Annotated in this window: 16 protein-coding genes; 13 read left to right on the top strand and 3 right to left on the bottom strand. The window is 59.1% G+C overall.

Annotated features, from left to right (window positions below):
- Positions 1-8 precede the first annotated feature (8 nt).
- Positions 9-665: a pyridoxamine 5'-phosphate oxidase family protein gene (locus ACN0TA_RS15920; RefSeq protein ID WP_417584719.1), complete on the bottom strand. Its 657-nt coding sequence runs from the start codon at positions 663-665 to the stop codon at positions 9-11.
- 105 nt (positions 666-770) lie between these two features.
- On the opposite strand from ACN0TA_RS15920, the gene ACN0TA_RS15925 reads away from it, so the two are divergent.
- The 6 genes from ACN0TA_RS15925 to ACN0TA_RS15950 all read left to right on the top strand — a co-directional run bounded on the left by ACN0TA_RS15925 (position 771) and on the right by ACN0TA_RS15950 (position 8,986).
- Complete coding sequence (locus ACN0TA_RS15925; protein ID WP_417584721.1) at positions 771-2,195, top strand: PLP-dependent aminotransferase family protein; 1,425 nt, start codon at positions 771-773, stop codon at positions 2,193-2,195.
- 122 nt (positions 2,196-2,317) lie between these two features.
- On the top strand, positions 2,318-6,094 hold the full coding sequence (metH, locus tag ACN0TA_RS15930) for a methionine synthase (RefSeq protein WP_417584821.1): 3,777 nt from the start codon (positions 2,318-2,320) through the stop codon (positions 6,092-6,094).
- Between the two features lie 167 nt (positions 6,095-6,261).
- Positions 6,262-7,110, top strand: coding sequence for a formyltetrahydrofolate deformylase (purU, locus tag ACN0TA_RS15935; protein WP_417584723.1), 849 nt, complete (start codon positions 6,262-6,264; stop codon positions 7,108-7,110).
- A 13-nt stretch (positions 7,111-7,123) separates the two neighbouring features.
- A complete protein-coding gene (gene folD, locus ACN0TA_RS15940; RefSeq protein ID WP_417584725.1) occupies positions 7,124-8,008 on the top strand; it encodes a bifunctional methylenetetrahydrofolate dehydrogenase/methenyltetrahydrofolate cyclohydrolase FolD in 885 nt (294 codons plus the stop codon).
- 85 nt (positions 8,009-8,093) lie between these two features.
- Positions 8,094-8,234, top strand: a complete 141-nt coding sequence (locus ACN0TA_RS15945; protein WP_417584727.1) for a hypothetical protein — start codon at positions 8,094-8,096, stop codon at positions 8,232-8,234.
- A gap of 56 nt (positions 8,235-8,290) precedes the next feature.
- Complete coding sequence (locus ACN0TA_RS15950) at positions 8,291-8,986, top strand: hypothetical protein (RefSeq protein ID WP_417584729.1); 696 nt, start codon at positions 8,291-8,293, stop codon at positions 8,984-8,986.
- Here ACN0TA_RS15950 and ACN0TA_RS15955 read toward each other — a convergent pair.
- Both ACN0TA_RS15955 and ACN0TA_RS15960 read right to left on the bottom strand, forming a co-directional pair.
- Positions 8,969-10,885, bottom strand: a complete 1,917-nt coding sequence (locus ACN0TA_RS15955; protein WP_417584731.1) for a beta-N-acetylhexosaminidase — start codon at positions 10,883-10,885, stop codon at positions 8,969-8,971. The genes ACN0TA_RS15950 and ACN0TA_RS15955 overlap by 18 nt on opposite strands.
- Before the next feature lie 42 nt (positions 10,886-10,927).
- Positions 10,928-14,362: a response regulator gene (locus tag ACN0TA_RS15960; RefSeq protein ID WP_417584733.1), complete on the bottom strand. Its 3,435-nt coding sequence runs from the start codon at positions 14,360-14,362 to the stop codon at positions 10,928-10,930.
- 395 nt (positions 14,363-14,757) lie between these two features.
- Between ACN0TA_RS15960 and ACN0TA_RS15965 the strand changes: the two genes are divergently transcribed.
- The 7 genes from ACN0TA_RS15965 (at position 14,758) to ACN0TA_RS15995 (ending at position 21,240) form a co-directional block, all read left to right on the top strand.
- On the top strand, positions 14,758-16,428 hold the full coding sequence (locus ACN0TA_RS15965) for an ABC transporter substrate-binding protein (RefSeq protein ID WP_417584735.1): 1,671 nt from the start codon (positions 14,758-14,760) through the stop codon (positions 16,426-16,428).
- Positions 16,429-16,660: 232 nt separating this feature from the next.
- Positions 16,661-17,638, top strand: coding sequence for an ABC transporter permease (locus tag ACN0TA_RS15970; RefSeq protein WP_417584737.1), 978 nt, complete (start codon positions 16,661-16,663; stop codon positions 17,636-17,638).
- 2 nt (positions 17,639-17,640) lie between these two features.
- Positions 17,641-18,558 (top strand): ABC transporter permease, encoded by a 918-nt coding sequence (locus ACN0TA_RS15975; protein ID WP_417584739.1) that lies wholly within the window; start codon positions 17,641-17,643, stop codon positions 18,556-18,558.
- Positions 18,555-19,352, top strand: coding sequence for an ABC transporter ATP-binding protein (locus ACN0TA_RS15980; RefSeq protein WP_417584741.1), 798 nt, complete (start codon positions 18,555-18,557; stop codon positions 19,350-19,352). Before ACN0TA_RS15975 ends, ACN0TA_RS15980 begins: the two co-directional genes overlap by 4 nt.
- The gene (locus ACN0TA_RS15985; protein WP_417584743.1) at positions 19,352-20,296 is read left to right on the top strand and encodes an ABC transporter ATP-binding protein; all 945 of its coding nucleotides are present in this window, start codon (positions 19,352-19,354) and stop codon (positions 20,294-20,296) included. The genes ACN0TA_RS15980 and ACN0TA_RS15985 overlap by 1 nt, the downstream gene beginning before the upstream one ends.
- Entirely contained in the window at positions 20,296-20,757 is a 462-nt protein-coding gene (locus tag ACN0TA_RS15990; RefSeq protein WP_417584745.1) for a GNAT family N-acetyltransferase, read from the top strand. The genes ACN0TA_RS15985 and ACN0TA_RS15990 overlap by 1 nt, the downstream gene beginning before the upstream one ends.
- The gene (locus ACN0TA_RS15995) at positions 20,758-21,240 is read left to right on the top strand and encodes a hypothetical protein (RefSeq protein WP_417584747.1); all 483 of its coding nucleotides are present in this window, start codon (positions 20,758-20,760) and stop codon (positions 21,238-21,240) included.
- Positions 21,241-21,298 lie beyond the last annotated feature (58 nt).

The following is a 21,298-nucleotide window of genomic DNA, read 5'->3' on the forward strand; positions in this document are numbered from 1 at the left end:
CGCAATCTTTAGGCAAATTTCTTGCGTGCCAGATGCGTCGATGGCGGCGGCGCGACGTCGCCTGGGGTCTTGCCATCGCCGACAGGCGCCCCAAGGCTGGTCACAATGGGAATGACGCCGGCCCAGATGGGTAGCGCATGGTCCTCAAGGTCGTCGTCGGGGGGCGCCTGTCGGAGCTTTGCTGAGGCTGCTTCAATCTCGAGCGCCAAAACACCTGTCGCCTTGCGTTCTTTGTCGTGCATTGGCCGAACCTCGTTCCAGCGCAGGGGGAGGAGGTGTTCGGTAATGAGCTTGAGCGCCTCCTCGGTTTCGCCCGGATCCGTGACCAGTCGCGCAGTGCCGTGGACTGTTGCGGCGCGGTAGTTCATCGAGTGGTGGAAGCCCGAGCGTGCCGCTACGATTCCCTCAAGCAGCGTGACTGTCATTGAAAGCGGGTCGCCGTCAGCGTGCATGGCGACAATGCGCGCCTTGGTGGCGCCGTGCAAATAGATGGTCTGCCCCCAGCGCGCATAAGCCATGGGCACCACCATGGGGCGGCCATCGGCGATAAAGCCAACATGGCCCACAAGTCCGCCATCGAGAATGCCATTGACCGTCTCTTCGTCATAGCGTGCGCGGCGAGGCTGGCGGGCACGGGCGTAAGGTGGCAGGTCGTGCTGGTTCATTGCGGTACCCTTTGTTTCTTGTATTCGGGCTTGGAAGTAGGGCCAGTTATCTGTCATAAACTGGCTCTGTATAAGTGCCAGTTTGAATATTCTTTGAGGGTCCAGATGCTTGAAGGTTTGATTGTGCTTGAGCGTTCAGGTGCGCCATTGCCCGAACAGATCTATCGCGCAATCGGTGACGCCGCGCGCGCGGGTCGGCTGCGGGAGGGGGTTGTCCTGCCCAGCTCGCGCCAAATGGCAGCGGGGCTGGGGATTTCGCGCAACTCGGTCAATGCCGCCTATGAATTGCTTCGCGCCGATGGCGTTATCGCCGTGCGGGCCGGTGCCGCTCCACAAATTGTCGCGCGGGCAAAACTGGAAGCTGCCCATATCGAAGGCGCGGGCGATGGGCTTGGGTTATCGAAGCGAGGTGAGGCGCTGGCGCGTGATTTGCGCAAATGGACAGGCGGGCGCAATGGGGGGCAACTCGAACCCGGAGCGCCCGACGAGGCGTTGTTTCCAGCCGATCTCTGGGCGCGGTGTTTGCGGCGAGTGGCGCGGCAGAAATTCGGTCCGGCTGCCAATTATGATCAAGTCGAGGGCTTGCCGCGCCTCAAGGTCGCGCTTGCGGATCATCTGACCCGTCACCGTGGGGTGAGTGCCACTGCCGATCAGGTCATCATCGTGCCTTCGATCCAGGCGGGGCTTTCTCTGGTAACCAATTGCCTGACCGATCCGGGCGATGCCGGTTTTGTCGAATCTCCGGGTTACTTTGGGGCACGGACGGCATTTGCGGGCGCGCAGCTTGTGACGCGGGCGCTGGAAGTCGATGACCAGGGCGCCAACCCTTCAGCGCTTGCCGGTAGCGCCGCGCGTCTGGTCTATGTCACGCCCTCGCACCATTATCCGACTGGCGCACGGATGAATTTGCAGCGGCGTATGGATCTGCTCGACGCGGCCCGACGCGAAGGCGCCATCGTGCTCGAGGATGATTACGATAGCGAGTTCATGTGGCAAGGGCGCGCGATCGCTGCCTTGCAAGGGATCAGTCGGGGCGGGGAGGTGATCTATTTGGGCACGACTGCAAAGAGCCTGCTGCCGGGCCTGCGTCTTGCCTATATGGTGGTGCCCGAGGATTTGGCTGTCCCTTTACGTCAGGCGCAGCGCAATCTCGGGCTGCGGGTCAACATTCATGCACAGGCCGCTTATGCCGAGCTGATTGAAAGCGGCGCGCTGGTTACCCATTTGCGGCGCATCGCCAGAACCTATGAAGAGCGCGGCCGCTTGCTTGTCCAAACCCTGCGCGCGCGGCTGGGCGATGCCATCGAGATTGCCATGCCGATGGGCGGGCTACAGACTGTGATGGGATTGGCGGACGGAACCGACGATGCAAAAATCGCAGCGCGGCTTGCCAAGGAAGGTTTTGAAACGCCAGCGCTTTCGAGTTATTGCGCTGGTGTGAAGCGTACCGGTCTTGTTGTCGGCTTCGCCGATGCGACAGAAAAGCGGGTCGGCCGGTTTGCGGACCTGCTCGAAGGGCTCATTGTTTGACATAAAGATATCTTTATGTCTTTGTGTCACCTTGCAGGATAACCCTGCCAGAAACGGATTTTCTTATGTGCAACGCTCCCGGATGTACCCACGGCCACACCCACGCCCCAGTTGACGGGCGCATGGGCGGCATGGGCGAAGGCAGCATTGCCGTCGACGCGCTGCAACCTGGCACCGAGCCGGTGCGGACTGCCAAGGAAGGCGACGAGATTCTTGCTGCGCTGACCCAGGCGGCGCGCGAGCGCATCCTGATCCTTGATGGTGCCATGGGCACCATGATCCAGCTTGAAAAGCTCTCGGAAGAAAATTTCCGGGGCGAGCGTTTCGCCGATTGGTCAAAGCCCTTGCAAGGCAACAATGATCTCTTGGTCATCACCGAGCCAAAACTCATCGAGGATATCCATTTTTCCTATGCGATGGCAGGTGCAGACCTTCTCGAAACCAATACATTTTCCGGCACTACAATCGCACAGGCCGATTACGGCATGGAGGCGCTTGCTTATGAGCTTAACGTTGCGGGTGCCCAGGCTGCCAAGCGCGCCGCAATCCGGGCCGAGGCCGAGGATGGCAAGCGCCGGTTCGTTGCCGGCGCCGTCGGGCCGACCAACCGTACGGCGTCGATTTCTCCCGATGTGAACAATCCAGGCTATCGTGCCACCAGCTTCGATCAGTTGCGCATAGCCTATGGTGAGCAGATCGAAGGGCTGATCGATGGTGGCTCGGATCTGATCTTGATCGAAACGATCTTTGACACGCTCAACGCCAAGGCTGCCGTTTTTGCTGCTGAAGAGGTGTTCGCACGTAAAAACATCCGCTTGCCTGTAATGATTTCGGGCACGATCACCGATCTGTCCGGGCGCACGCTTTCGGGGCAGACCCCAACTGCATTCTGGTATTCACTACGGCACGCAAAGCCATTTACCATCGGGCTCAATTGTGCGCTCGGCGCCAATGCGATGCGCGCTCACTTGGCCGAAATCTCTGATATTGCCGACACTTTCGTCTGCGCCTATCCCAATGCGGGGCTACCCAACGAATTCGGTGAATATGACGAGAGCCCCGAATTCATGGCCAGTCAGATCGAGGGTTTTGCCCGCGATGGGTTTCTCAACATCGTTGGCGGCTGCTGTGGCTCGACCCCCGAGCATATCGCAGCCATCAGCGGCGCTGTGTCGAAATACCCACCGCGCCAGGTTCCTGAGATCGAGCCGCGCCTGCGCCTGTCGGGCCTTGAGCCCTTTACGCTCACAAAAGATATTCCCTTCGTCAATGTGGGCGAACGCACCAATGTCACGGGATCGGCGCGGTTCAAAAAGCTCATCACTTCGGGCGACTACGCGACGGCTCTCGATGTCGCGCGCGATCAGGTGGAGAACGGCGCTCAGATCATCGACATCAACATGGATGAAGGGCTGATCGACAGCGAGCAGGTCATGGTGGAATACCTCAACCTGGTAGCGTCCGAACCGGACATTGCACGGGTTCCCGTGATGATCGACTCCTCAAAATGGGAAGTTATCGAAGCCGGACTGAAATGCGTCCAGGGCAAGGCGATCGTCAATTCCATTTCCATGAAGGAAGGCGAGGACAAGTTCCGTGAGCAGGCGCGGCTATGTCGGCTTTACGGCGCCGCTGTCGTGGTCATGGCTTTCGACGAGGACGGGCAGGCCGATACCAAGCAGCGCAAGGTTGAAATCTGTACCCGCGCTTATCGCATCCTTGTCGATGAAGTCGGCTTCCCGCCCGAGGATATCATTTTCGATCCAAACATCTTTGCCGTCGCGACCGGTATTGAGGAACACGACAATTACGGCGTCGATTTCATCGAGGCGACCAAGGAAATCACCGATACGCTGCCCCATGTCCATATCTCGGGCGGTGTCTCAAATCTCTCGTTCTCGTTCCGGGGCAATGAACCTGTGCGCGAGGCTATGCATGCAGTGTTCCTCTACCATGCCATCAAGGTCGGCATGGATATGGGCATCGTCAATGCTGGCCAGCTGGCGGTTTATGAATCCATCGATCCCGAATTGCGTGAGGCCTGCGAGGACGTTGTCCTCAATCGGCGCTCGGACTCGACCGAGCGCATGCTCGATCTTGCCGAACGCTACAAGGGACAGGGCGGCAAGGAGGCCAGAGCCAAGGACCTGAGCTGGCGCGAAAAGCCGGTTGGTGAGCGGATTTCGCATGCATTGGTCAACGGTATTACTGAATATATCGAGGCCGATACCGAAGAAGCGCGACAGAGTTTCGCGCGCCCGCTCCATGTCATCGAAGGGCCGCTGATGGACGGCATGAATGTGGTTGGCGAGCTGTTCGGCGCTGGCAAGATGTTCCTGCCCCAAGTGGTCAAATCCGCACGCGTCATGAAGCAGGCAGTCGCCTATCTGCTGCCTTTCATGGAGGAAGAGGCCGACGGCCAGCGCCAGAGTGCGGGCAAGATCCTGATGGCAACGGTCAAGGGTGACGTTCACGACATCGGCAAAAACATCGTTGGCGTTGTTCTGGCCTGCAACAATTACGAGATTATCGATCTTGGCGTCATGGTGCCGACCCAGAAGATCCTCGACACTGCCCGCGAGCAGGGCGTGGACATCATTGGACTGTCCGGGCTTATTACCCCGTCGCTGGATGAGATGGTGCACGTGGCGGCTGAAATGGAGCGCGAGGGACTTTCCATTCCGCTGCTGATCGGTGGCGCGACGACAAGCCGTGTCCACACGGCAGTCAAGATCAACCCGCGCTACAATAATGGGCCCACGGTCTATGTGAAGGACGCATCGCTGGCAGTCAACGTGGTCTCCAAGCTGCTCTCCAAAGAAGCGGCAAACGACTATATCAAGACCATCAGGCAGGAATACGAGACTGTCGCGGACAAGCACCGGAAGGGCGAAGCCGATAAGAAGCGTGTCCCACTGGCGACCGCTCGCGATAATGCGTTCAAGCCCGACTGGTCGGCTTACACGCCGAAGGCGCCCTCGTTTCTGGGCACCAGATCCTTTCAGAATTGGGATCTGGGCGAGCTGGCGCGTTATATCGACTGGACGCCCTTCTTCCAGGCTTGGGAGTTCAAGGGCGTCTATCCCAAAATTCTTGACGATGCGCGTCAGGGCGAGGCGGCAAGCCAATTGTTTGCCGACGCAAAAGTCATGCTCAAGCGCATCGTCGATGAGAAGTGGTTTACGCCAAAGGCCGTTGTCGGGTTCTGGCCGGCTAACCGGGCCGGTGACGATGTGCAGCTTTTCACAGATGAAACCCGGTCCGATGAATTGGCGAAATTTTTCACACTGCGCCAGCAGCTCGGCAAGTCCGGCGATAAGGCTAATCTCGCATTGGCCGACTTTATGGCCGAGAGCGGCACGCCAGACTATATCGGCGGCTTCTGCGTAACAGCGGGCTTTGAGGAAATCGGCATCGCTGACAAATTCGACGAAGATAACGACAATTACTCATCGATCCTGGTCAAGGCGTTGGCTGATCGGTTTGCGGAGGCTTTCGCCGAGCGGTTGCATGAAATGGTCCGCACCGAGCTTTGGGGCTATGCCACCGAGGCATATGCGCCCGAAGAGCTGATTGGCGAGCCCTATCAGGGCATTCGTCCCGCGCCGGGCTATCCGGCCCAGCCTGACCACACCGAAAAAACAACACTTTTCGAGTTGCTCGATGTGGAAGCTGAAATCGGCGTCAAGCTGACCGAAAGCTATGCCATGTGGCCCGGCTCGTCGGTGTCCGGGCTCTATCTTGCTCACCCCGACAGTTATTATTTTGGCGTAGCCAAGGTCGAACGCGATCAGGTTGAAGACTATGCCCAGCGCAAGGGCATGGCGATTGAGGCGGTTGAGCGCTGGCTCGGGCCGGTACTCAACTACATTCCAGGCAGCGAAAAGGCGGCGGGTTAGGCAGCATTGTCGGTTCCAGGCCCCTTGTGGGCACGAATTTGCTTGGCGAAAGGCTAGGGTCGCCTCGCCGGGGCGACGGCTGCTTTCCTTTCTGTGTCCATCTCGACATCACGCTTTCCACCCCTTATTAACCCCGGTAAATCCTAGCCCCGGGGGCCCTTCATCACATGCCCAATTTCATTCTCACTTTGTCCTGCGCCGACAAGCCCGGGATCGTTTCCGGTGTGACGAGCGAATTGTTCGGACTGGGCGCAAACATCGCGGAGTCCAACCAGTTCTGGGACAAAGACACAGACAAATTCTTCATGCGCATCGGCTTCACGGCACCGCAGGGTGTGGACAAGGATGGCGTGGAGCGGGCACTCAGACCGGTTATTGAACGGTTCGAGATGAAGACTTCGGTTATCGATGAGGCGCGTACACCCCGTATCGTGATTCTGGTGTCGAAATTCGATCACGCCATGCTCCATCTGCTTTACCAGATCAAGGTTGGCGCGCTGCGGGCCGAGGTTGCTGCCATCGTCTCCAATCATGAGACGGCCCGCGCGATTGCCGAAGCCGAGGGTTTGCCATTCTACAATTTGCCGGTGGCCAAGGGGCAGAAGTTGGAGCAGGAAGCCGAAGTGCTCAAGATCATCAAGGCTGCCGACGCCGATCTTGTGGTGCTGGCGCGCTATATGCAAATTTTGTCCGATCAGCTTTCGACGCGGCTTTTCGGCAAGATTATCAATATTCACCACTCTTTCCTGCCCTCGTTCAAGGGCGCAAAGCCTTATCACCAGGCCCATGAGCGTGGCGTCAAGATCATCGGCGCGACTGCCCATTATGTGACACCCGATCTCGACGAAGGGCCGATCATCGAGCAGGAAACCGCACGCGTAACTCATGCGATGAGCCCCGACGATCTGATCGCCGTCGGTCGTGATATCGAAAGCCGCGTGCTGGGGCGCGCTGTAAAAAGCCATCTTGAAAACCGCGTCATGCTCAACGGGCACAAGACAGTCGTTTTCGCTTGAAAGGACCACAACCATGACCGCACGGATCATCGATGGGAAAGCCGTTGCCGCTTCGGCAATCGAGAAGGTCAAGGCCGGCGCTGCCGCTTTCACCACAGCCAACGGAACGCCGCCGGGCCTGGCCGTCGTGCTTGTGGGTGAAGACGCGGCCAGTCAGGTTTACGTTGCCTCAAAGGGCCGGATGGCCAAGGAATGCGGGTTCCATTCGGTCCAGCACACGTTGGCCGCCGAGACCACGCAGGACGCGTTGCTGGCCCTGATCGGTGACCTTAATGCCGACCCCGCAATACATGGTATTCTGGTGCAACTGCCGCTGCCGTCCCATCTCGACGAGCGTACGACAATCGCCGCTCTCGACCCGGCCAAAGACGTCGATGGGCTCCATGATGTGTCGATCGGACGGCTGGCGTCAGGACAGGTCGACAAGACGCTCGTGCCGTGTACGCCGAAAGGCTGCATGGAGCTGCTTGAGACTGTCCATCCCGATGGCATTTCGGGTTTGAACGTGGTTGTGGTCGGCCGCTCGAACCTCGTTGGTCGCCCTGTTGCAGCCTTGCTCCAGCATGCCAATGCCACTGTAACGATTGCCCATTCGCGTACCCGCGATCTGCCTGCTCTCTGCGCCAGCGCCGATATTGTGGTTGCTGCCATCGGCAGGCCCGAATTTATCAAGGGCGAGTGGGTCAAGCCCGGCGCAACAATAATTGACGTGGGCATCAACCGCATCGCTGCCCCTGAGCGCGGAGAGGGCAAGACCCGGCTGGTTGGCGATGTCGCATTCGGGACGGCGTGTGAGCGCGCAGCAGCCATTACGCCGGTGCCGGGCGGTGTCGGTCCGATGACCATCGCCATGCTGATGGCCAATACGCTCAAGGCCGCTCAGAACAGCGTGCATTGATTTTTTCGGATCAATTGATCTGGATCAAATAAAGCCAGCGAAATCAGGCGCATAACACCTCCATCACCAATCGATGGAGGCTTGCATGCCCTATGAAACCCTGATCGGCATTATTGGTATCGTTGCCGCATTCGGCATTTTTGGAATCGCGCTTGGCTATGTCGACATGATCGCAGGTGCACGTGCCATCACTGCTGAAGAAGAGCTGGCGCTGCGCAGCAGGTAGGTGAACCGGGCCGCGCAGGGTTTGAACCATCGGGCCGCATTGCGCATTGAGGGGCCATGAACGGTTTGGCGGCCCTGAGTGCATTCGGATTTGCACTGATCTGTATTTTTGCCGGTCGGCTGGGTATAGGCGCAAGGCTGCGCCGGCCGGCCGGGCTCAGCTTTGCCGGGGGCGCTGCAACAGCGTACGTTTTCGTCCATCTCCTGCCTGAGATCGGCTATCACCGGCTGCGGATCGAAGAGAGCGGCAATGGACAGCTCGAAGATCTGCTCTATCCGGTGCTTCTTGCTGGCACCTGCATATATTATGCCCTTGAAACCTATCTCAGCCATTCCAAGCGTATGCGCGGCACTACAGGGTTCGCTGCGCATATGGCCGGGTTCTCGCTCTATTTCGCGCTGATCGGCTATTTTCTCCAACATCGCGGTGACAAGGGGGCCGAACAGGAACTGTTCTACTTTCTTGTCCTCGGCCTGCACATTCTGGTGCTCGATACGGTTTTTCGACGCCGGCATCAGGCGCTCTATGATCGGATCGGACGTTGGGTCATGGCGGCCAGCGTTTTGGTGGGGTGGGCGCTTGGTGCTCTTGTGCAGTTTCCAGCGACCGTTTCGGGCCTTGCCTTTGCGCTTCTGGCTGGTGGTATGATCCTCAACATTCTCAAGCAGGAATTGCCGGCGAGCAAGGAAGGGCAGGTTGTGCCCTTCCTGTTGGGCGCAGGCGTGTGCGCCGGGTTACTCGCCCTGGCCTAGATTGGCCCTGGGCATCAGGGTCTGGATTGCCATAAACCGAGCAAAATCTTTTGCCTCGCGTTGGCTCCACCCGGTTTCCGCGATGGCCGACAGACGCGGATAGGTCAGGTGATCGAACAGTTCGCGGTTGGCGAGATTTTCGCTCCACAGACATGACTGCACGCCGATCAGCTTGTCGTGCACCTCCGCCGGCCAATCATGGGCCGGGTCGAACGCGTAGCAGGTTTCAACCGAGACCGTGCCGGCCCAGCTTGCGCCCGGCTCCCACCATTGTGTCGATTGGGCCATGTCGAAATAGGCGTGTTCTGCTGGCGCGAGAACAACGTCATAGCCCTCAATCGCAAGATCGCGTCCGCTTTCCGACTTCTTCCATGCCACAAGGTAGGAGCGATCGGGGTCCACGCCGCCGCCCAACGCCGCCTCTTCCCAGGCACCGGTGTCCTTGCCGTATTTTTTCAGCAGCGACTGGATTTGCTTGAGGAAATGGGACTGGAGTTCGAACGTGCCCTGCCACCCATTTGGGCCCTGCAACAGCTTGGCCTGTGGCGAACCGGACCAGGCTTCATCGGCCACTTCGTCGCCACCGATATGGATCCATTTTGCAGGAAACAGGTCGACAAGCGTCTTGATGACGGCCTCAAGGAATTTATAGGTCTCCTCAAGTGCGGGATTGAGCGCATTGTTGGGGAAATACTGCACCGAACGGTAAATACCGGTCTCGTCGGGATCGGCAAGATGGGGCAGGGCCCTGAGTACGCAATAGCAATGGCCCGGGATATCGATTTCGGGGATTGTCTGGATGCCAAGGCTCAGCCCATGGTCGACCATGGCGGTTACATCTTCCGCGCGATAGACAAGCCCGTGCCGCTCGAATGGCGAGCCAAGCAACGGGGGCAGGATTTCGCCGGGTCCGCGCCACGCTGCCTTTTCTGCAAGTTCGGGATAGCCCGGCACGTCCAGCCGCCAGGCTTCATCATCGTTGAGATGGATATGGAAGCGGTTGAGCTTGTTCCAGGCCATCGTATCGAGAAACGCCTTGATTTCATCGACGGTATAAACCTGCCGTGCCACATCGAGATGACTGCCGCGCCAGCCAAAGCGCGGGGCGTCCGATATGGTCCCGGAGGTGGGGAAGATGAAATCTTCGGGGTGTTTTTGCGCTCCGCGCAGCATCTGGGCGAGGGTGATGAAACCATGCTGGAAGCCATCGGCGTCGCCTGCGCTCAATGTTACGGCTTCCCCGAAGACGATCTCGTATGCGCCTTCGGCCAGCCCCTGCTCGGTCAGGCACTGGATGGGCAATCCATCGCCGAACAGAGTTTCGCCGGGGAACAGGCGACCGGCCAGATCTGCCACCGCTTCATAGGCATTGTAGGCAATTTCCGGTCCCTCGCCGAAGCCGATCATCGCGGGCAGATCACTTCCAGTGACTTCGACGGCGGCGGGAAAGGGGATGACGCTGATCGTCGTTTCGGCTTTGCCCAGGGGCCGCCGTGCCGGATGGACTATAGTGGGTATTCCGGCTTCGCCTTTGAGGGTCATCGGAGCGATTTCTGGTAGAACCATTGTGCCATCGGCAAGCGTAATCGCTGCGGATTTGGGGCCGTATGTATAATGGCGCAGCGTGTGGGAAATCTCTTTTGCCACAATCTCCCAACGCGCGCCTGGTGCGAGCACGAATCCATCCTCGGGCGCAAGCACATGGTAATTGGACAATTGCTCGATAAGGCGTGCGCCTTCAATTGGGCTGTCGGGCTTGATACGGAACAGCGATGTAACGCCGAGCTTGAACCCCTCGACCGGCTCATCTGCGGTGTTGATCAGGGTGATTTTGAGCTGGCCGGGGGTCGCGATTTCCGGGTTCCAGTCCGCTTCGAGGCGGAATGAGGGCGTGGGCATAGATGGGGCCTTTATAAAATTGGGGGAGTTGGGGTGGTGCAGTCAGGCGTCCTGGGTGCCTGCCGGTTCGGATTCCCCCCGAGGTTTGGGGAGAATATGTTCGCGCACCAGGTCGCGCAGGGTCTGGGCGAGGATGCGCAATTGTTCGTATTGGGCGTTGAGTTCTGCGCTCTGCCCGATCTGGGCTTCGACGTCGGTCAACACGAATTCGGCGGTCTGGATGACATCGCGCCAGCGTGGGTTGGCGGGTAGGGTTTCGATCAACAGATATTTATCGAGCGTTCTCGCCTGCAGCGATGAGCGATCAAGATTGACGCGCCAGACGCCGCTCTTTTCTGCAAAATCGATCTTTGATCCGCCCCTTGCACGCCGCCACAGGGCAATCGATTGGGTCATCACGGTCACTATCGTTTCCCGATAGGCTTCCTTGCCCTGCGGGATCACCGGGTCGATCGTGGCGACCAGAGGATGTGTCGCCTGCTGTTCGATCAGGACTGGACCCACTGTGTCGAGAACGCCTTGAACCGAGCGCACCAGATGGTCTGTCTGCTGGCGGGTTTGCGCGGTGTCGGGTGTGATGACCAGCGCAAATCCGCCCCCTGCGTCGGCTTCGATCTCGAAAGCGTTGAGCAGCACCGGATTGCCGGTCCGTCCCATCGGGACGTCATCAAGCGCAACCCGGCCTTCATCGGCAATGGTGCGGGTCATGGCGTCGACCATGGTGGGGGTCAAGAGGTCGCTCAAGAGTGTCTTGCCTGGATCGATAACGCGCCCGGCAAGCACTGAAGCAGCCTGGTTGGCATAAGTGATGCGTCCGGTTTCGCTCACCCCGATCAAGCCTGCCTCAAGCGTATCGAGCAGACGGGCCATGCGTTGCTGGGACAGACGCAGGGCGTCCTCGACCTGTACGCGTCGCTCGATCTCGGATTTCAGCTCGATGTTCTCGCGCGCCGTGCCTCTTGCGCGGCCGGCCTCGAGAAGCGTTGCGATCCGCGCCAAGAGCTCGTCCTTGACGAAGGGTTTGACCACGTAATCATTGGCGCCATGCTCAAACCCGGCAATCACGTCGCGGGTTCGCGAGCGGGCGGTGACCATGATGATGGGCAGGTCGAGCAGGCCATGCCGATCACGCAGGCGCTTGGCGACTTCCAGGCCGCCCATTTGCGGCATCATCACGTCGAGCACCACGAGATCTGGCTTGTGGCTCTCAATGGCGGCGAGAGCGTCCATGCCGTTTTCGGCGGCGCGCACGACATAGCCTTGCGGTGCCAGAACGTTGCGCAGCACCTGAATGTTGATCGGCTCGTCATCGACAACCAGGATCACCGGCGCTTCGTTGGCGTTGGCCGCATTCATCTCGGCGCTGTCAGCCAACAGCATACCCATGGTTTCGCGCAGGCCATCGCTGCGTTCGCCATAGGTCAGGATTTCCGCTTCAGTGGCTTCGGTTTCGGCGACGGGGACTTCGAGGATGAAGCGGGAGCCCTTGCCCAGGTCGGACTGGGCAGCAAGCTTTCCGTGCATGGCGCTCGCCAGTTGCCGCGCAATGGTCAGGCCCAGTCCTGCACCGCCCGGCTTGGCGATCATTTCAGGGCTCTCGCCGCGCTCAAGCGGCTGGAAAATGCGTTCGAGGCTGTCCGGCGCAATTCCAACGCCTGTGTCGGTCACGGCCACGGCCACCGCGTCGCCAGCCCGCCAGGCTGTTATCGAGATCGATCCCTGGTCGGTGTATTTGATGGCGTTGCCAAGCAGGTTGTAAAGCACCTGCTCGAAGCGGACAGGATCGGCCATCACATAAGGGATGGTTTCTGGAATATCGACGTCCAGGGTCACTGGTTCGCCGCGCAACAGCGGTTCGGCAAGCTGCATGACGTTGCGGATAGAGGTCGCCACATGGACAGGATGGATGTCGAGGCGCATGCGGCCCTGACGGATGCGGTAGATGTCGATGAGGTCGTCGACCAGCCGTGACAGGCGGCGGGCGGAAAAGCTTATGAGGTCGAGCTGGCTGCGCTGGGATTGGGTCAGTTCGCCGACGGCCCCCGCCGAAAGCGTCTCGGAAATGCCGATTATGCCATTGAGCGGGGTCCGCAATTCATGGCTGGTATTGGCAACGAACGTGTCCTTGAGCCTGTCGGCTTCCTCGAGCGCAGCGTTCTTTTCCTCGATCAGTTTGACGTGTCGTTCAAGCTCGACATTTTTCTGCCCGATCAGGGAAAGCTGTGAGCGGATGGCGTCGCGCATGCGCTTGAAGCTTTCTGCAAGTCGGCCCAGTTCGGTGGGCCGCTCGACGCTGGGCATTGTTCGTTCGAGGTCGCCTGCGGCAATCGATTCTGCAACCTCTGTCAGCTTTTGCAGCGGCGCTGTCATTGTGCGCGAAAGCAGGTAAGCCACCCAGAACAGAATGGGCAAGGCGACGCCCGCTATCATCAGAACGACGCGCGTGAGTTCTTCGGAATTGGCAAATGCGCTACGCGCCGGGACTTCGGCAACCAGGGTCCATTCGCCATCCCCGAAGCCGACTTGGCCCCATGCGGCCAGGGCCGCGCCGCCCGACAAACCCTCGCCAATAAGAGCAGTCGAGGTGGGGGGGCGGGCTTCGTCGGGGACAGGGACAGCTTCGCCGATCGGCAGGCCATAATCGTCAGGCGCGGACACCAGGCGGTTATTGCCTGCAATCATGTAGAAATTGCCGGTCTCTTCTTCCTGGGACTGCACTATGGCGCTGACGCCGCCCGCGGGAAGTCGAAAGATCGCAACGCCGCGCGGCCGTTGGTAAAACTCCACCCGTACTGCAAGGTAGGCGCCGAAAGCGCCGGTTTCGGGATCGAGCGCAAAATCTGCGATTCTCACCGGCTCTGTGCCGGCAAGTGTGGCGGCGGCAAGCTTGCCGAGCGCGGTGTCGGCCATTTCGCCGTTCAGATCGCCGCCGAGGTAAGGATCTTTGTCGACTGAATAGACGACGCGCCCGTCGGTGTTGACCAGATAGAGATTGTCGAACTCTGCCGAGCGAATGAAACTTGAGTATTCTTCGTGGAAGCGCTGGTGCGCGTTGGCGTACTCAAGCGCGTTGGAGACCATCGCATCGGTATCGGGAGAAAATTCTCCATCGCTGGCAGGCGCCTGGCCGTTGATGCCAAAAATCCGGTGCAGCACATCGCGGCCCACCTGGGGGTCAGGATCGATCTGGCGGAAGGCGTAGGAAAAGCCGTAGAAGTCACCGATGGAATAGCGAACCGCGTTCGACTTGGTCAGCGAGTCGGCCTGTCGGAACGCAAAGGTCAGGTACTGATCGAGTTCGGAGCGCTTGGCGTCTCGCACGAAGGCCAGGCGTGCAAATGTCTCGTCCTCGACGTTTGAATTGAGGATCGAGAAAAATACGCTTGCCGTCAGCACCAGGGGAATCGTGGTGATGGCGATCAGAATCGCAAACAGGCGGCCGCGAAACCCCTTCGGTGCCAGCCCAATCGCGCCCATTGTTCGTTCCTCCCGGAGTGTGGTGAGGGGAAAGTCGCAGACTGTTCCGGCTCGACCGCACGACATGACAAATTCAGAGCTCGGCTCGGGTCCGGTCGGACCAGATCGAACTCTGGGCCAAGGTGGAGCCCCTCGCTCCAGCCTATGACATCGTCTATTCATATGGCCATGGTAGAATACTTAAAGCCGGTGACCCCCATTTACGTCGATTTTGACGGTTTTGCCGGTTTTGGGTGCGCAATTGACGGAAAAGCACTCGTGACAGCCCCCTGTCTATTCCCTCCACAATGGCCCCCGCGCTTTTCGGCGTATCCCGGTGCATGCGATGCCGGGGAGGGAACATCTGTCAGCCGCGGCGAAGGGGTCGCGGTTCAACTGGAGGGAGTTCAACACTCATGACCACCAAATTCTTAAAGGGCGCGCTGCTCGCAAGCGTTCTTGTTCTGCCTGCCGGCGCAGCTCTGGCGCAGGACGATCGCGCCATTCTGACTGCCGTTCCGCAGCAGCTCACCACGTGGATTGAAAACTACAACCCGTACAACAACACGACAATTCTGCCCACTGTGCAGGACTTCATGTATGAGCCGCTTGTCGTGTTCAACATGATGCAGGGCGGTGAGCCTCATTATCGTCTCGCCGAATCCTATGAGTATTCCGATGACATGCTCTCGCTCTCCTTCACGCTGCGTGAGGGGCTCAAATGGTCCGATGGCGAGCCTCTGACGGCAGAGGACGCTGTGTTTTCCTTTGAGTTGATCAAGGAATTCCCGGCTCTCGATCAGCGCGCTGCATGGCCCAAGCTGGAAAGTGTCGAACTCGTCGACGACCGCACGTTCACTCTGCACTTCAAGGAAGTCGATGCCGGCCTGATCTATCAGCTCGTTCAGGTCTACATCGTTCCCGAACATGTCTGGGCAGACGTCGAAGATCCCGTGACCTTCACCAATCCCTCGCCCGTGGGCTCGGGGCCACTTACAGAAATCGACCGCTTCACGCCGCAGGAATACATCCAGTGCCGCAACCCTAACTATTGGGACGCCGAGAACCTGCATGTCGATTGCATGCGCTTGCCGCAATTGGCCAATAACGACCAGGTGCTCACAGCCGCCGCCAATGGCGAACTGGACTGGTTCGGCTCGTTCCTGCCCGATATCGAACGTACCTATGTGGGCAACGACCCGGATAATCACGGCTACTGGTTCCCCGCCGGCTCGCCAGTGTTTTTCTCGCTCAACCTCGAGCATGAAGACGCTGGCCTGAACGAAGCGTTCAACGACGTTGCCTTCCGCAATGCCTTCTCCATGGCAATGGATCGTCAGGCAATGGTGGACATCGCTGGCTATGGCTATCCGACAGTCAACGACTACCCCTCGGGCCTGGGCCGCGCTTATCACTCCTGGAATAACCCTGAAGTCGAGGCCGAGTACGGCCAGTTCACGACATTCGACATTGAAGCTGCTGCAGCCGAACTCGAAGCTGCCGGTTATGCAGATGCCGATGGTGACGGGTTCATCGACACCCCGAGCGGTGCCCCGATCAGCTTCGACATCATCGTGCCGAACGGCTGGACCGATTGGGTCAACACGGTGCAGCTCGCTGTCGAAGGGCTCAATGAGCTCGGCATCAACGCGACGATGCAGACCCCGGAAAGCCCGGCCTGGACCGACGCACTGATCTCTGGCGATTATGATGCTGCCATCAACTCTGTGGTGACCGGCGTTTCGCCTCACTACTTCATGGATCAGGCCCTGCATTCGCGCCATATCGGGCAAAGCCGTTACCAGTCGGCCCGCTACGCGAATCCCGAGCTCGATGCGTTGCTGGATTCGTTCAACATGACAGTGGATTCTGCCGAGCAGACTGAGATCATGAACGAAATCCAGATGAAGATTGCTCAGGAAATGCCCTTGATCAACGTCTTCAACAATCCGCTATGGTACGAGTACAACACCAAGCGCTTCACCGGCTTTTTCAATGCCGACAATCCGGTCGCACGCCCTGTGGTGTACTCGGGTGTGCCTGAGCGCTTGCTGCACCTGCTCAATCTGCGCCCTGTCGCAGAGTAGTGTCTGAAAGGGGCGCCGGAACCGAACCGCTTGATAGCGGCTCCGGCCCGGCGCCCCGCCAGCCCATTTGCGGCGCGCAAGGCCCGTAGAGGGTGGTTTACCTGACCCCGCGCGGTCCTCCTGATTCAAGCTCAGCTTTTCCGCGCGTGCCCAGGCGGTTTTCCGCTGCCCGGGATCAATCTTAGAGTGCTCTGGCGGACGTTCAAATCCGCCATCGCCGAGGAGACCTGTGATGTCGTTCGTTCTGCGCCGACTTGGCTTTTACATAGTGGCGTTCTTCATTGCCGCGACCATAAATTTCATTCTGCCCAGGCTGATGCCAGGCAACCCGATCGACATCATGTTCGCCCAGGCGAGCACGACTATCCCGCCTGAAGCAAGGGCTGCTCTTGTCGAAACCTTCGGATTCGCCACCGGCCCTCTGCACGAGCAGTATTTTTCCTATCTCAAGTCGGTTTTCACTGGCGATCTGGGATATTCGATCCGTTACTATCCCCAGACCGTCAATGAGCGCCTCGCCTATGCGCTGCCCTGGACGCTGTTGCTGGCAGGGACAGCGACAATCATGGCCTTTGCCTTCGGTTCGCTCATGGGCGTGTTTGCAGCCTGGAAGCGCGGTGGCGGGTTCGATGCCGTCATAACGCCGGCCTCCCTGGCGCTGCAGGCCATTCCGCCGGTCGTTATCGCGATTGTCGCGCTGTTTGGCTTCGGGGTGATGTTGCGGTGGCTGCCCACCGGCTACGCCTATAATCCCAGTCTCGATCCGGGGTTCAATCTCACCTATATCGGCAGCGTGCTCTACCACGCCATCATGCCGGTGTTCTCGCTGATGATCGTGTTCGTGGGCGGCTACCTCGTCACCATGCGCAACAACATGATCGGCCAGCTGGGTGAAGACCATGTCATCATGGGGTTGGCCAAGGGGCTGTCGGAACGTCGGGTCAAGTTCAATTACGCTGCCCGCAATGCGCTATTGCCCTCTGTCACATCTCTTGGCCTGACGCTTGGCGCCATCCTGGGCGGCTCGCTGGTCACCGAAGTTGTGTTCAATTATCCCGGGCTTGGCCAGATGCTCTACATCGGCATCGTCACCCGTGATTATCCGCTCATCCAGGGCCAGCTGCTCATCATGACGCTGGCGATCCTGACAGCCAACCTGATCGTCGACCTGGCCTACGTCATGCTCGATCCTCGCTTGCGGAAGGCATAAAGATGCTCGAAACGCTCAAAGTCTTTCTGCGCAATCGCAAGGCCGCTTTCGGTCTCGTCATCGTGCTTGCCTATGTCCTTGTCGCCGTTCTGGGTCCGATGATCCTTGCTCTTGATCCCATGGATCGGGTTGGCCGCCCCCATACCCCGCCCGATCCCGAAGCGCTGATGGGTACCACCCGGATGGGTCGGGACGTTTTCGCCCAGTTGATCTACGGCACGCGCACATCGCTTGCCGTCGGTTTCTTCGCGGGCTTACTTGTGGTCCTGATCGGTACAGTGCTCGGCATTGCCGCCGGCTATTTTGGTGGCGTCATCGATGAAATCATCAACTTCTCGACCAATGTCGTTCTCGTGATTCCCCAGTTGCCGCTTTTGCTGGTGATCGCGGCGTTTGTCGGCCAAACCTCGCCCTTTGTTATCGCCATCATCATCGGGGTCACTTCGTGGGCATGGGGCGCGCGGGTGACGCGGGCCCAGACCATGACGTTGCGACAGCGCGAATACATTCAGGCGTCCGAATTGATCGGCGAGCCGGCCCACCGGATGATCTTTGTTGAGTTGCTGCCCAATCTGCTCTCGATCATCGGGTTCAACTTTATAGGTTCGGTGACCTATACAATCATCACCCAGGCGACGCTCGAATTTCTCGGCCTTGGCAATCCCATGTCGGTTTCTTGGGGCACCATGCTCTATCACGCGCAAAATTCCTCGGCGATCACAGTTGGGGCGTGGTGGGAAGTTCTGGCGCCGGCGCTCGCCGTGGCTGGAATCGGTGTCGGCCTTTCCCTGCTCAATTTCGGGGTTGATGAAATCTCCAACCCGCGCCTTCGCACGCTCGGCACAATTGCCGCCGCGGCCAAGGCCCAGGAGAAGCTCGACCGCCAGCGTGCTGCCGGCAAGCTGGAGGCAGCACAATGAGCGCTCTGGTCTCGGTTCGCGGCTTGCAGGTTGATTATCTCACCGGCAAGGGGCTGTTCACAGCCGTCAAAGGCGTCGATTTCGACATTGGGCAAGGCGAGGTCATGGGACTTGCCGGGGAGTCCGGGTGCGGAAAGTCCACAATCGCCTTTTCACTTATGCGCCTGCATCGCCCGCCCGCCATCATTTCCAAGGGTACGATCCTGATTGATGGTGACGATGTCCTGGCCATGCCCGCTGCCAAACTCGAAAAATGGCGTTGGTCGTCGGTTTCAATGGTGTTCCAGAGTGCCATGAATTCGCTCAATCCGGTGCTGACGCTCTTTGAACAATTCCGAGACATGCTGGCCCGTCACACGGCCCTGAGCAGAGCGGAAATCCGCGCGCGGGCAGAAGAGCTGGTATCGCTGGTGGGCATCTCACCGGAACGGCTCGATGACTACCCGCACCAGCTTTCGGGCGGCATGCGCCAGCGGGTGGTGCTGGCCATGGCGCTGGCGCTCAATCCCAAGCTGATCATCATGGACGAGCCGACAACCGCGCTCGATGTGGTCGTCCAGCGCGAGATCTTGCAGGAGATCATGGCGCTCAAGGCCAGGTTCGGTTTTTCGATCCTGTTCATCACCCATGATCTGGCGCTGATGAGCCAGTTTGCCGACAGGATCGCTGTGATGCTGGAGGGCCGGATCGTCGAGCATGCAGCAACGGCCGAAATCGTTTCCAACCCACAGCATGAATACACACAGAAACTCTGGGATGCGATGCCGCGCATTGCAGTGAGGGAGGCAAGCTGATGAGCGATACACCGCTTCTCGAAATCGACAATGCGTCGAAAGTCTTTCATCTCAAACCTATGTTCGGCGCCGCCAAGGACGTTGTGGCGATGCGCAACGTGTCATTGACCGTTCGTAAGGGCCGGGCGCTGGCCGTGGTTGGGGAATCGGGCTCGGGTAAATCCACAATCGGGCGCGCCGTTACACGGTTGTTCCAACTCTCTGAAGGGGAAGTGCGGTTCAAGGGCCGCAATATCGCCGATATCAGGGGGCGGAGTGAAGAGCTTGCCTATTCCCAGGCCGTCCAGATGGTGTTTCAGGATCCGTTTGCAGCCCTTAATCCTGCGCACACGATCCGACATCATCTCGAACGCCCGCTCAAGCTGCACCAGAAAATCGGCGGTGCCGAACTGGCCAATGCTGTGCAGGGTGTTTTGGCTGATGTTGAACTCGATCCTGCGGTCACGCTCGAGAAATATCCGCACGAGCTGTCCGGCGGCCAGCGCCAGCGGGTCAATCTGGCGCGAGCGCTTGCTGTCGGCGCCGAACTGATCGTTGCTGACGAGCCCACCTCAATGCTCGACGTATCGATCCGCAAATCGGTTCTGGGTCTGATGCAGCGCATGAAAGCGGAGCGCGGCATCACCTTTCTCTACATCACGCACGATATCGCTACAGCCCATTACCTCGCCGAAGACACAGCTGTGATGTTTGGCGGGCAGGTGGTCGAGTGGGGGCCCTCGGAAAGCGTGATATCCAATCCCCAGCACGCCTATACCAAGGTTTTGCTTTCGGCGGTTCCGGATCCTCACGTCCGGTTCGTGGCCGATGCCGACGGGGGCAAGGCATTCGCTGAAAATGTCGAAGCGGTTCGAGACCTTGCTCGCAAGGCTGCGGGCCTGCCGGTTGAGGTTGAACCCGGTCATTTCGTGCGGCATCGTTTTCAGGACGTGGACGCTGCCTGATGGACCTTCTCGTTCGTCTTTACGATCTTCCCCGTTACGACTATTCGCGCGTCACGGGTCAAGGCACCACCCTGCGCCGGGCTCTCCCTCCCGAGCGCGGGATGGTTGCCGACTGGGTCGAAACTCATTTCTCCCGCCATTGGCGGAGCGAAGTCGAAGTGGCGTTTTCCCATCAGCCCATAGACGTCTGGCTGGCGACCGACGCCACCGGACTTTTGGGGTTTGCCTGCGGCGATGTCACTGCGCGCGGATTTTTCGGCCCAACGGGTGTATTGGAGACGGCGCGCGGGCGCGGTCTTGGTGAGGCTTTGTTGTTCCGAACGCTTGAGGATCTTCGCGACAGGGGGTTCGCCTATGGGGTGATAGGGGATCCAGGGCCGGTTGCGTTCTACAAGAAAAAGCTGGACGCTATGGAAATTCCCAATTCGAAACCCGGTATCTACAAGGATATGCTCAGGTAAATGGACCTTTTTGCGCTCAATCCCTTTGCGGGAGATCCTGATCGTCACGCCATCTGGGAGATGTTGGTGGCGCGCGACATTGAAGCCTTCCTGGCCTGCGACTGGTCGATGGTCGAACCCGATTTCGCCGCCGACCGGTTCATGGGAATTGATGGCAAGGCTTCGGACAATCCCGACAATTGGCGCATCAGTTTTCCCACTCTTGAGACCTACAAGGATTCCTGGCTGGCGGGCGCTCGCGGTTTCGCTCCACGTGCTGATATCGATCTGGCGCGGGCCGGCGTGTTTGGCGCGACGCGGCTGAGCGAGATCGAAATCAACGGTGAGCGGGCGCTTGCTCACAAGAAATTTGACGGCAAAGTTCAGATGAAGGACGACACGTTTGACGTTCTGAACTGGCAGTCGGTCTATACGCTGGCCAAGATTGAGGGTGCCTGGAAACTTACGGGATTTGTCGGGTATCTGCCCTACACTGCGGACTGATATTCTCGCACATCAATTTTTGTGGATCACAAAGGGAACAATTTCCGTTCACGATTAT

This window comes from Pelagibacterium sp. (assembly GCF_048264985.1).
Lineage (GTDB): Bacteria > Pseudomonadota > Alphaproteobacteria > Rhizobiales > Devosiaceae > Pelagibacterium.

Excerpts from the sequence above, each read along its gene's own strand:
- ACN0TA_RS15920 (WP_417584719.1), bottom strand. The coding sequence starts at position 665 with ATGAACCAGCACGACCTGCCACCTTACGCCCGTGCCCGCCAGCCTCGC.
- ACN0TA_RS15925 (WP_417584721.1), top strand. The coding sequence starts at position 771 with ATGCTTGAAGGTTTGATTGTGCTTGAGCGTTCAGGTGCGCCATTGCCC.
- metH (WP_417584821.1), top strand. The coding sequence starts at position 2,318 with ATGGGCGGCATGGGCGAAGGCAGCATTGCCGTCGACGCGCTGCAACCT.
- purU (WP_417584723.1), top strand. The coding sequence starts at position 6,262 with ATGCCCAATTTCATTCTCACTTTGTCCTGCGCCGACAAGCCCGGGATC.
- folD (WP_417584725.1), top strand. The coding sequence starts at position 7,124 with ATGACCGCACGGATCATCGATGGGAAAGCCGTTGCCGCTTCGGCAATC.
- ACN0TA_RS15945 (WP_417584727.1), top strand. The coding sequence starts at position 8,094 with ATGCCCTATGAAACCCTGATCGGCATTATTGGTATCGTTGCCGCATTC.
- ACN0TA_RS15950 (WP_417584729.1), top strand. The coding sequence starts at position 8,291 with ATGAACGGTTTGGCGGCCCTGAGTGCATTCGGATTTGCACTGATCTGT.
- ACN0TA_RS15955 (WP_417584731.1), bottom strand. The coding sequence starts at position 10,885 with ATGCCCACGCCCTCATTCCGCCTCGAAGCGGACTGGAACCCGGAAATC.
- ACN0TA_RS15960 (WP_417584733.1), bottom strand. The coding sequence starts at position 14,362 with ATGGGCGCGATTGGGCTGGCACCGAAGGGGTTTCGCGGCCGCCTGTTT.
- ACN0TA_RS15965 (WP_417584735.1), top strand. The coding sequence starts at position 14,758 with ATGACCACCAAATTCTTAAAGGGCGCGCTGCTCGCAAGCGTTCTTGTT.
- ACN0TA_RS15970 (WP_417584737.1), top strand. The coding sequence starts at position 16,661 with ATGTCGTTCGTTCTGCGCCGACTTGGCTTTTACATAGTGGCGTTCTTC.
- ACN0TA_RS15975 (WP_417584739.1), top strand. The coding sequence starts at position 17,641 with ATGCTCGAAACGCTCAAAGTCTTTCTGCGCAATCGCAAGGCCGCTTTC.
- ACN0TA_RS15980 (WP_417584741.1), top strand. The coding sequence starts at position 18,555 with ATGAGCGCTCTGGTCTCGGTTCGCGGCTTGCAGGTTGATTATCTCACC.
- ACN0TA_RS15985 (WP_417584743.1), top strand. The coding sequence starts at position 19,352 with ATGAGCGATACACCGCTTCTCGAAATCGACAATGCGTCGAAAGTCTTT.
- ACN0TA_RS15990 (WP_417584745.1), top strand. The coding sequence starts at position 20,296 with ATGGACCTTCTCGTTCGTCTTTACGATCTTCCCCGTTACGACTATTCG.
- ACN0TA_RS15995 (WP_417584747.1), top strand. The coding sequence starts at position 20,758 with ATGGACCTTTTTGCGCTCAATCCCTTTGCGGGAGATCCTGATCGTCAC.